Genomic DNA, 11983 nt, shown 5'->3' with positions numbered 1-11983 from the left:
ATGACCCGGACCCGGAACGCCATCGAAGACATCTGGCCGCTGTCGCCCCTGCAGGAGGGACTGCTGTTCCACGCGGCCTTCGGGGACGGCGCGTCCGACGTGTACGCGGGACAGCGGGCCCTCGCCCTCGACGGGCCGCTGGACATCGCCCGGCTGCGCCGCTCCTGGGAGGCCCTGGTCGCCCGGCACGGCGCCCTGCGGGCGGGCTTCCGTCGGCGCAGGTCGGGGCAGGCCGTGCAGGTCGTCGCCCGGCAGGTGGAACTCCCGTGGCAGGAAGCCGACTTGAGGGAGCTGCCGCAAGCCGAGGCGGAGGCCGAGGCGGCCCGGCTGTCCGAGGCGGAACTGTCGGCCGGCTTCGACCTGGAGCGCGGCCCGCTGCTGCGGCTGCTGCTGATCCGCCTCGGCGAGCGGCGGCACCGCCTCGTCATGACGACCCATCACATCGTGCTGGACGGCTGGTCGTTGCCGATCCTGGTGGATGAGCTCTCGACGCTGTACCGCGCCGGGGGCGAGGCCCGGGCGCTGCCCCCGGTCCGCTCCTACAAGGACTACCTGGCCTGGCTGGGCCGCCAGGACCGGGAGGCGGCACGGGCCGCGTGGCGCGCGGAACTGGCCGGGGCGGACGAGCCCACCCTGGTCGCGCCGGCCGACCCCGCCCGGGCACCGCTGCGCCCCGAGGCGCTGGTCACCGAGTGCAGCGCGGAACTGACCCGGGCACTGGAGACGCTGGCCCGCGACCACGGCGTCACCATGGCCACGGTGGTGCAGGGCGCGTGGGCCCTGGTCCTCGCCCGGCTGGCCGGACGCCAGGACGTCGTGTTCGGCACCACGGTCGCGGGCCGCCCCACGGACCTGCCGGGCGCCGACTCGCTCATCGGCCTGTTCATCAACACATTGCCGGTCCGGGTCGAGCTGACCGGCGGCCTCTCCGTCGCCGACCTGCTGCGCACCCTGCAGTCCCGCCAGATCGCCCTCCTGGGTCACCAGCACCTCGGGCTCACGGAGATACGGCAACTCGCCGGACCCGGCGCCGAGTTCGACACGCTCGTGGTGTACGAGAACTACCCGCGCCCGGCGGACACGGCACCGGCCGACCCCGACGCCCTCAGCATCCGCTTCGACGGCCGCACGAGGGACGCCAGCCACTACCCGCTCGGCCTGATCGTCGGCCCCGGCGAGCGCCTGGAGCTGCAACTCGACCACCGCACCGACCTGTTCGACCGGGCCCGCGCCGAACAGGTGCTGGCCGCGCTCCACCAGGTCCTCCAAGGCTTCGCGGCCGACCCGCGTACGCCGCTGGCCCGCCTCGGACTCCTGACCGGCGCCGAACTGGCCCGTGTGACCCGGGACTGGCAGGACATCCAGCCCGAGGTGCCCACCGGGACCCTGCCCGAACTGCTCGCCGCACAGGTGCGCCGGACACCCGACGCACCGGCCCTGGACTCGGACGAGCGGACGTACGGCTACGCCGAACTGCAGGACGAAGCGGGCCGCCTGGCACGGCACCTCATCACCCTGGGAGTGGGTCCCGAGCGCCGGGTCGCCGTCCTCGCCGAACGCTCCGCCGACACCGTGGTCGCGCTCCTCGCCGTCTCGATGGCGGGCGGGGCCTTCGTCCCCCTCGACCCCGGGCACCCCGCCGACCGGCTCGCCCTCGTCCTGGAGGACGCCGACCCGGTCGCGGTGCTGTGCACCGAAGCCGGACGCGCCCTGCTGCCCGAGACCGCCCGGGACCATGCGATCGCCCTCGACGACCCGCAGGTCACGGCAGCGGTGGCCCGCCAGGCCCCGGGCCGCGTGACCGACGCCGAACGCACGGCACCCCTGCGCCCCGCCAACGCCGCCTATGTCATCCACACGTCGGGTTCGACGGGGCGGCCGAAGGGTGTGGTGGTGTCGCATGCGGGGTTGGTGAATTTGGCGGGTGCGCAGGTTGAGCGGTTTGCGGTGGGTGTGGGTGCTCGGGTGTTGCAGTTTGCGTCGTTGAGTTTTGACGCGGCGGTGTCTGAGTTGTGCATGGCGTGGGGTGCGGGTGCGGTGTTGGTGGTGGCGGGGGTTGGGGGGTTGCCGCCGCGGGTGTCGTTGGGTGAGGCGTTGGTGCGGTCGGGGGCGTCGCATGTGACGGTGCCGCCGGGTGTGTTGGCGGTGGAGGAGGGGGTGTTGCCGGCGGGGTTGGAGACGTTGGTGGTGGCGGGGGAGGCGTGTGCTGCGGGGTTGGTGGAGCGGTGGTCGTCTGGTCGGCGGATGGTGAATGCGTATGGGCCGACTGAGGTGACGGTGTGTGCGGCGATGAGTTTGCCGTTGGAGCGGGGTGTGGTGGGTGGGTCGGGGGTGGTGCCGATTGGTCGGCCGTTGCGGAATGCCGGGGTGTTTGTGCTGGATGCGTTTTTGCAGCCGGTGCCGGTGGGGGTGCGTGGTGAGTTGTATGTGTCGGGGGTGGGGTTGGCGCGTGGGTATGCGGGGCGTGCTGGTCTGACGTCGGAGCGGTTTGTGGCCTGCCCGTTCGGTGAGGGCGGGGGCCGGATGTATCGCACGGGGGATGTGGTGCGGTGGTTGGCGGATGGGCAGTTGGAGTTTTTGGGGCGTGCGGATGAGCAGGTGAAGATCCGTGGGTTCCGGGTGGAGTTGGGTGAGGTCGAGGCGGTTCTGTCGGCTCATGCGGGGGTCGAGCAGGCGGTCGCGCTGGTCCGTGACGGACGGCTGATCGCGTACGCCATCGGTGACGTGGACAGTGGGGAGCTGCGGACGCACGCCGCGGCTCAGCTGCCCGAGTACATGGTGCCGTCCGCTGTGGTGGTGCTGGACGCGTTCCCGTTGACGGTGAACGGGAAGGTGGATCGGGCTGCTCTGCCGGTGCCGGATCTGGGGGCCGGTGCATCTCGTGGGCCGGCGACTCCTACGGAGGAGGCGCTGTGTGGGCTGTTCGCCGAGGTGCTGGGCCTGGAGCGGGTCGGCGCCGAGGAGAGCTTCTTCGAGCTGGGTGGTGATTCGCTGCTGGTGATGCGGCTGATCGCCCGTGTCCGCTCGGTGCTGGAGGTGTCGGTCGGGGTCCGTGAGGTCTTCGCCGACCCGACCGTGGCGGGAGTCGCACGGCTGGTCGAGGGTGCTGGGGCCTCGGCGGGTGTGGTGCTGGGGCGGCGTGCGCGGCCGGAGCGGGTGCCGTTGTCCTTCGCTCAGCAGCGGATGTGGTTCCTCAATCGGATGGACGAGGCGGGGGCGGCTGCCTACAACATGCCGTTTGCCCTCCGACTTTCAGGACGGCTGGACTCGGCGGCGCTGGCGGCAGCATTGGGCGACGTCGCCGATCGGCACGAGAGTCTGCGTACGGTCTTCCCGGATGTGGAGGGTGTGCCGTATCAGGAGATCCGTGAGGGTGCCGAGGGGCGTCCGGAGCTGGTGGTCGTCGACGCCGGTGAGCGGTGGCGTGAGCTGGTGGAGGACGAGGCCGGGCGGGGCTTCGATCTGGCGGTTGAACTGCCGTGGCGGACGACCTTGTTGAGGGTCTCGGAGGCGGAGTGGGTGCTCCTGCTGGTGGCTCATCACATCGCGACTGACGCCTGGTCGATGGGCGTACTCGCGAATGACCTCCAGAACGCCTATGGCGCGCGGCTTGCCGGGGAGGCTCCGGGGTGGACGCCGTTGCCGGTGCAGTACGCGGATTACGCGCTGTGGCAGCGTGAGGTGCTGGGCGAGCTGGAGGACCCGTCGAGTGCGGCGGCGGGGCAAATCGCTTATTGGCGTGGGGCGTTGGAGGGGGCGCCGCAGGAGACGGTGCTGCCCTTCGATCGGCCGCGTCCGGCGGTGCCGACGTTCCGGAGTGGGTCGGTGCCGGTCGGGGTGGATGCGGTGACGCATGCCCGGTTGGTGGAGCTGGCCGGGCGGGGCGGGGCGACGATGTTCATGGTCGTGCATGCCGCGTTGGCCGTGCTGCTGGCGCGGATGGGTGCCGGGGAGGATGTCTGCGTCGGTACACCCGTTGCCGGGCGCTCGGACTCACAGTTGGAAGACCTGGCCGGGTTCTTCGTCAACACGCTCGTTCTGCGGTCGGACGCGTCCGGTGACCCCACCTTCGGGGATCTGCTGGCGCGTATCAGGGAGTCCGACCTGTCGGCGTACGCGCACCAGGACGTGCCGTTCGAGCGGCTCGTCGACGAGTTGAACCCTGAGCGCTCCGCGGCCCGCAACCCGCTGTTCCAGGTGATGTTGGCGCTTCAGAACGTGCCCGAGGCGCGGTGGGAGCTGCAAGGGCTGTGGGTGGAGCAGGTGCCGCCGGTGGAGGACCCCGCGGCACGGTTCGATCTGTCGGTGGACCTCAGCGAGCTGTGGACCGATGGTGGCGCCCCCGCTGGGCTGGGGGGCGGGCTTCTTTACGCCGCGGATCTGTTCGATGAGGCGACGGTGCGTGGGCTGGCCGGGCGGTTGGTGCGGCTGCTGGAGCAGGTCGCGGCCGACCCGGGGCTGCGGCTGAGTGACCTTGATCTGCTGGAGGAGTCCGAGCGGGCGGCGGTCGTCGAGGAGTGGAACGCGACGGCGCGAGAGGTGGATGCGTCGTCGGTGGTCGAGCGGTTCCGCGCCCGCGCGGCCGAGGCGCCGGGGGCGGTTGCGCTGTGGTCGGGCGGCCGAGGGCTGTCGTACGCCGAAGTGGACAGGTCCTCCGATGCGTTGGCGCGTGGGTTGGTGGCGCGTGGGTTGGTGGCGCGTGGTGTGGGGGCGGAGTCGCGGGTGGGGCTTTGCTTGCCGCGTGGCGCCGAGATGGTTGTGGCGATGCTGGCGGTGTGGAAGGCCGGTGGGGCGTACGTACCGCTCGACCCTGAGTATCCGTCTGAGCGGCTTGAGTTCATGGTGGCGGACAGTGGGGCCGGAGTGGTGCTGGTCTCGGAGGAGACCGCCGGACGGATGCCCGAAGGGGTTTTGCTGGATGAGTTGGTGAGTGATGCCGGTGTGCTGCTGCCGGAGGCTGGGGCTGACCAACTGGCCTATGTGATCTATACGTCGGGGTCGACCGGGCGTCCCAAGGGTGTGGCCGTTGCGCATGCGGCGGTGGCCAACCTGGCGTCGGTGATGCGTCCGGTGCTCGGCGTCGAACCGGGCGTCACCGCCTTGCAGTTCGCGTCGTTCAGCTTCGACGCGGCGGTGCTGGACGTGGCCGTCACCCTCGCCGCAGGCGGCACGCTGGCGATCGCCTCGGCTGAGGAACGGCTGGACTCTGCTGCCCTGGCCGAGATGGTGCAAGCGGCCGGCGTCGACGTGGCGAGTGTGGTGCCCTCGCTGCTGGGGGTGCTGGAGCCGGACGCGGTGCCGGGGATCGGGAACTGGGTGCTGGGCGCCGAGCGCCTGGAGGCCGGATTGGCGGCCAAGTGGCGTGCAGCTGCCCGGGTGTGGAACACGTACGGCCCGACCGAGGCGACCGTCATCACCACCGCCGTACCGCTGGACGAGGGCATCACGGGCGAGGACGCCCCGCCCGCCATCGGCCGGCCCCTCGGGAACGTCCGCACCTACGTGCTGGATGCCTTCCTCCGTCCCGTGCCCCTGGGCGTGCCCGGTGAGCTGTACATCGCGGGAGACGGCCTGGCCCGGGGTTACGTGAACCGTCCCGACTTGACCGCCGAGCGGTTCGTGGCCTGCCCGTTCGATGAGGACGGCGGCCGGATGTACCGCACCGGCGACCTGGCCCGCTGGACGCCGGACGGGCAGCTTGAGTTCGTGGGGCGTGCCGACGCGCAGGTCAAGATCCGCGGCTTCCGGGTCGAACTCGGCGAGGTCGAAGCCGTACTCGCCGCCCACCCGCAGGTCGAGCAGGCCGTGGCCGTCGTACGGGATGCGCGGCTGATCGGGTACGTCGTCGGCGATGCGGACGAGGACGCGGTGCGGGCGCATGCGGGGACGCGGCTTCCGGACTACATGGTGCCGTCGGCTGTGGTGGTGCTGGACGCGCTGCCGTTGACGGTGAACGGGAAGGTGGATCGGGCTGCTCTGCCGGTGCCGGATCTGGGGGCGGGTGCTTCCCGTGGGCCCGAGACGGAGGTGGAGGAGGCGCTCTGCGGGCTGTTCGCCGATCTGCTCGGGCTGGAGAGCGTCGGCGCGGAGGAGAGTTTCTTCGCGCTGGGTGGTGATTCGCTGCTGGTGATGCGGCTGATCGCCCGTATCCGCTCGGCGCTGGAGGTGTCGGTCGGCGTCCGTGAGGTCTTCGCGGAGCCCACGGTCGCGGGTATTGCGCGGCTGGTCGAAGGCGGCGCCGGGGCTTCGGCGGGTGTGGTGCTGGGGCGGCGGGAGCGTCCTGAGCGGGTGCCGTTGTCCTTCGCGCAGCAGCGGATGTGGTTCCTCAACCGGATGGACGAGACCGGGGCGTCCGTCTACAACCTGCCGCTGGTGCTGCGGCTGAGCGGCACCCTTGACACCGAGGCCCTGCAGGCGGCGCTGGTCGACATCGCCGACCGGCACGAGACGCTGCGCACGGTCTTCCCGGACATCGAGGGTGTGCCGTATCAGGAGATCCGCCAGGGCGCAGAGGGGCGTCCGGAGCTGGTGGTGGTCGAGGCCGGGGAGCGCTGGCGTGAGCTCATGCGGGACGAGATCGGCCGTGGCTTCGACGTCGGGGTCGACCTGCCGTGGCGCACCACGCTGCTCAAGGTGTCGGAGGCGGAGTGGGTGCTGTTGCTGGTGGCCCACCACATCGCGACCGACGCCTGGTCGATGGGCGTGATAGCGGGCGATCTCCGGGACGCCTATCGTGCCCGTCTCGCCGGCGAGGACGCCCCGGGCTGGGCGCCTCTCCCTGTCCAGTACGCGGATTACGCGCTGTGGCAGCGTGAGGTGCTGGGCGAGCTGGAGGACCCGTCGAGTGCGGCGGCGGGTCAGATCGCCCACTGGCGGCGGGAGTTGGACGGGGCGCCGCAGGAGACCGTGCTTCCCTTCGACCGCTCGCGTCCGGCGGTGCCGACGTTCCGGAGTGGGTCGGTGCCGGTCGGGGTGGATGCGGTGACGCATGCCCGGTTGGTGGAGCTGGCCGCGCGGGGCGGGGCGACGATGTTCATGGTCGTGCATGCCGCGTTGGCCGTGCTGCTGGCGCGGATGGGTGCCGGGGAGGATGTCTGCGTCGGTACACCCGTTGCCGGGCGCTCGGACTCACAGCTGGAAGACCTCGCTGGGTTCTTCGTGAACACGCTCGTCCTGCGGTCGGACGCGTCCGGGAACCCCACCTTCGGGGATCTGCTGGCGCGTATCAGGGAGTCCGACCTGTCGGCGTACGCGCACCAGGACGTGCCGTTCGAGCGGCTCGTCGACGAGTTGAACCCGGAGCGCTCCGCGGCCCGCAACCCGCTGTTCCAGGTGATGCTGGCCCTCCAGAACGTGCCCGAGGCGCAGTGGGGGCTTGAAGGACTGACCGTCGAGCAGATCCCGCCGGAGATGGCTCCCGCCCGGTTCGATCTGTCGGTGGGCCTCGGGGAGCTGTGGACCGAGGGCGGTGCCCCGGCTGGGCTGGAGGGTGGGCTGCTGTATGCGGCCGATCTGTTCGATGAGGCGACGGTACGTGGGCTGGCCGGGCGGCTGGTGCGGGTGCTGGAACAGGTCGCGGCCGACCCGGGGCTGCGGCTGAGTGACCTTGACCTGCTGGACGCCTCCGAGCGGGCGGCGGTCGTCGAGGAGTGGAACGCGACGGCGCGAGAGGTGGATGCGTCGTCGGTCGTGGAGCGGTTCCGCGCCCGTGTGGCCGTGGCGCCGGAGACGGTCGCGGTGTGGGCGGAGGGCCGGGCCTGGTCGTACGGCGAGGTCGATGCCCGCTCTGATGCGTTGGCGCGTGGGTTGGTGGCGCGGGGTGTGGGGCGCGAGTCCCGGGTCGGCCTGTGCTTGCCGCGTGGTGTCGAGATGGTCGTGGCGATGTTGGGGGTGTGGAAGGCCGGTGGGGCGTACGTCCCGCTCGACCCTGAGTATCCGGCTGAGCGGCTTGAGTTCATGGTGGCGGACAGTGGGGCCGGAGTGGTGCTGGTCTCGGAGGAGACCGCCGGACGGGTGTCCGGAGGGGTTCTGCTGGATGAGTTGGTGAGCGATGCCGGTGTGCTGCTGCCGGAATTCGGCTCGGGCCAACTCGCCTATGTCATCTATACGTCGGGGTCGACGGGGCGTCCGAAGGGTGTAGCTGTCGCGCACGCCTCCGTGGCCAACTTGGCGTCGGTGATGCGTCCGGTGCTCGGCGTCGAACCGGGTGTCACGGCCTTGCAGTTCGCGTCGTTCAGTTTCGACGCGGCGGTGCTGGACGTGGTGGTCACGCTGGCTGCCGGGGGCACGTTGGCGATCGCCTCGTCCGATGAACGGCTGGACGCGGCAGCACTGGCACGCATGATCGAAGCGGCCGGCGTGAACACGGCCAGCGTCGTGCCTTCCCTCCTCGGCGCGTTGGACCCGGACACGGTCTCCGGGATCGGGAACTGGGTGCTGGGTGCCGAACGCCTGGAGGCCGGTCTGGCCGCCAAGTGGCGTGAGGCAGCCCAGGTATGGAACACGTACGGCCCCACCGAGGCGACCGTCATCACCACCGCCGTACTGCTGGACGAGGGCATCACGGGTGAGGACGCGCCACCTGCCATCGGCCGGCCTCTGGGGAACGTCCGTACCTACGTCCTCGACGCTTTCCTCCGCCCCGTCCCTGTGGGTGTGACAGGTGAGCTGTACATCGCCGGCGACGGGCTAGCCCGGGGTTACGTCAACCGTCCCGACCTGACGGCGGAGCGCTTCATAGCCTGCCCGTTCGATGAGGACGGTGGCCGGATGTACCGCACCGGCGACCTGGCCCGCTGGACGGCGGACGGGCAGCTGGCCTTCGTCGGCCGTGCCGACGAGCAGGTCAAGATCCGCGGCTTCCGGGTCGAACTCGGCGAGGTCGAAGCCGTACTCGCAGCCCATCCGCACATCGAGCGGGCCCTGGCCGTCGTACGGGACGGCCGTCTGGTCGGTTACGTCGTCGGGGACGTGGACGCCGAGGACATGCGGGCGAGCGCGGCCGCCCGGCTGCCGGAGTACATGGTCCCGTCAGCGGTTGTCGTGCTCGACACCTTCCCGCTGACCGTCAACGGCAAGATCGACCGCGCCGCCCTGCCGGTTCCGGACCTGGGCGCCGGTGCATCGCGTGAGCCCGCGACCCCGACCGAGGAGGCGTTGGCGGCTCTGTTCGCCGAGGTGCTGGACCTGGAGCGGGTCGGTGCGGAGGAGGGCTTCTTCGAGCTCGGCGGTGACTCGCTGAAGGTGATGCGGCTGATCGCCCGTATCCGCTCGGTGCTGGACGTGTCCGTTGGGGTACGTGAGGTCTTCGCGGAGCCGACCGTGGCCGCAGTCGCACGGCTGGCCGACACCGCCGGCGCGTCGGCCGGCGTGCTGCTGGGGCGGCGTGAGCGGCCCGACCGGATACCCCTGTCCTTCGCCCAACAGCGGATGTGGTTCCTCAACCGGATGGACGGGGAGGGCGCTGAGGGAGCCGCTGCCTACAACCTTCCCTTCGCTCTGCGGCTGACCGGCAGCCTCGATGTCGAGGTGCTGGAGTCGGCGCTGTGGGACATCGCCGACCGGCACGAGAGCCTGCGTACGGTCTTCCCGGATGTGGAGGGTGTGCCGTATCAGGAGATCCGCCAGGGTGCCGAGGGGCGTCCGGAGCTGGTGGTCGTCGACGCCGGTGAGCGGTGGCGTGAGCTGGTGGAGGACGAGGCCGGGCGGGGCTTCGATCTGGCGGTTGAACTGCCGTGGCGGACCACGCTGTTGAGGGTCTCGGACGCGGAGTGGGTGCTCCTGCTGGTGGCTCACCACATCGCGACCGACGCCTGGTCGATGGGCGTGCTGGCCCGTGATCTGCGGTCGGCGTACCAGGCGCGGTTGAGCGGCCGGGCGCAGGAGCGGGAGCTGCTCCCCGTCCAGTACGCGGATTACGCGCTGTGGCAGCGCGAGGTGCTCGGCGAGCTGGACGACCCCGACAGCCAGGTGTCCGCCCAGGTCGCTTACTGGAAGCGGGAGTTGGCGGGGGCGCCGCAGGAGACCGTGCTGCCCTTCGACCGGCCGCGTCCGGCGGTTCCGTCGTTCCGTAGTGGGTCGGTGCCGGTGGACGTCGATGCGGTGACGCATGCCCGGCTGGCCGATCTGGCCGCGCGGAGCGGGGCGACGATGTTCATGGTCGTGCACGCGGCGCTGGCGGTGTTGCTGGCGAGGATGGGGGCCGGGGAGGACGTCTGCATCGGTACGCCGGTCGCGGGGCGTGCGGACTCCCAGCTGGAGGATCTGGCCGGCTTCTTCGTCAACACGCTCGTCCTGCGGTCGGACGCTGCCGGGAACCCCACGTTCGGTGAGTTGCTGGGGCGGGTGCGGGAGGCCGATCTGTCGGCGTACGCCCACCAGGATGTGCCGTTCGAGCGGCTCGTCGACGAGGTGAATCCGGAGCGGTCGGCGGCACGCAACCCGCTGTTCCAGGTGCTGCTCGCGCTGCAGAACGTGCCCGAGGCCCTCTGGGACCTCGAAGGGCTGGTCGTCGAGCAGATCCCGCCGCTGGCGGATCCGCCGGCCCGCTTCGATCTGTCCCTCACGCTGAGCGAGCGTCGCTCGGAGGGCGGGTCGGCCGACGGTCTGCGGGGCGGCATCCTCTACGCCGCCGACCTGTTCGACGAGGGAACGGTGCGTGCGTTGGCCGGGCGGCTGGTGCGGGTGCTGGAGCAGGTCGCGGCCGATCCGGAGCTGCGGCTGGGCGCCGTGGAGGTGCTGGAGGAGGGCGAGCGGGCGGCGGTCGTAGAGCAGTGGAACGGCACCGCGAGTGACGATGCCGAAGCCGCGACCGTGCTGGAGCTGTTCCAGGGGTGGGTGGCGCGGACGCCGGATGCAGACGCCCTGTGCTCCGAGGATCAGACCCTGTCCTACGCCGAACTCGACGCCCGAGCGGCCGTGTTGGCGCGGGGTCTGATGGCGCGCGGTGTGGGACGGGAGTCCCGGGTCGGCCTGTGCTTCCCGCGCGGGATCGAGGCGATCATCGCGATTCTGGCCGTGTGGAAGGCCGGCGGGGCGTATGTCCCGCTGGATCCCGCGTACCCCTCCGACCGGCTGGCCTACATGGTCGCCGACAGCGACGCCGAACTGGTCCTGGTCGCGCCCGAAACCGCCGACCGGCTGCCCGGTGAGGTGCAGACGGTCCTGCTCGACGAGTTGGACGGCGACCAGGCCGGGCGCGAACTGCCGGACGTCGCTCCTGATCAGCTCGCCTACATCATCTACACCTCGGGTTCGACGGGGCGGCCGAAGGGTGTGGTGGTGTCGCATGCGGGGTTGGTGAATTTGGCGGGTGCGCAGATTGAGCGGTTTGCGGTGGGTGTGGGTGCTCGGGTGTTGCAGTTTGCGTCGTTGAGTTTTGACGCGGCGGTGTCTGAGTTGTGCATGGCGTGGGGTGCGGGTGCGGTGTTGGTGGTGGCGGGGGTTGGGGGGTTGCCGCCGCGGGTGTCGTTGGGTGAGGCGTTGGTGCGGTCGGGGGCGTCGCATGTGACGGTGCCGCCGGGTGTGCTGGCGGTGGAGGAGGGGGTGTTGCCGGCGGGGTTGGAGACGTTGGTGGTGGCGGGGGAGGCGTGTGCTGCGGGGTTGGTGGAGCGGTGGTCGTCTGGTCGGCGGATGGTGAATGCGTATGGGCCGACTGAGGTGACGGTGTGTGCGGCGATGAGTTTGCCGTTGGAGCGGGGTGTGGTGGGTGGGTCGGGGGTGGTGCCGATTGGTCGGCCGTTGCGGAATGCCGGGGTGTTTGTGCTGGATGCGTTTTTGCAGCCGGTGCCGGTGGGGGTGCGTGGTGAGTTGTATGTGTCGGGGGTGGGGTTGGCGCGTGGGTATGCGGGGCGTGCTGGTCTGACGTCGGAGCGGTTTGTGGCCTGCCCGTTCGGTGAGGGCGGGGGCCGGATGTATCGCACGGGGGATGTGGTGCGGTGGTTGGCGGATGGGCAGTTGGAGTTTTTGGGGCGTGCGGATGAGC

1 protein-coding gene (only partly in view) is annotated in these 11983 nt (G+C 70.9%); it reads left to right on the top strand.

Annotated elements, in window-relative coordinates:
* A protein-coding gene (locus tag CRP56_RS19455; protein WP_097265742.1) for a non-ribosomal peptide synthetase crosses the window boundary here: on the top strand, positions 1–11983 show its beginning. The gene runs 16364 nt beyond the window's last position; 11983 of the gene's 28347 nt are visible here — the first part of the coding sequence; it begins with the start codon at positions 1–3; its stop codon lies beyond the right edge, outside the window.

Origin of the sequence: Streptomyces sp. TLI_55 (assembly GCF_900206255.1) — a bacterium.
Classification (GTDB): domain Bacteria; phylum Actinomycetota; class Actinomycetes; order Streptomycetales; family Streptomycetaceae; genus Streptomyces; species Streptomyces aquilus.
The sequence above is the reverse complement of the archived record's forward strand: the minus strand, read 5'-3'. Positions and strand labels throughout refer to the sequence as shown.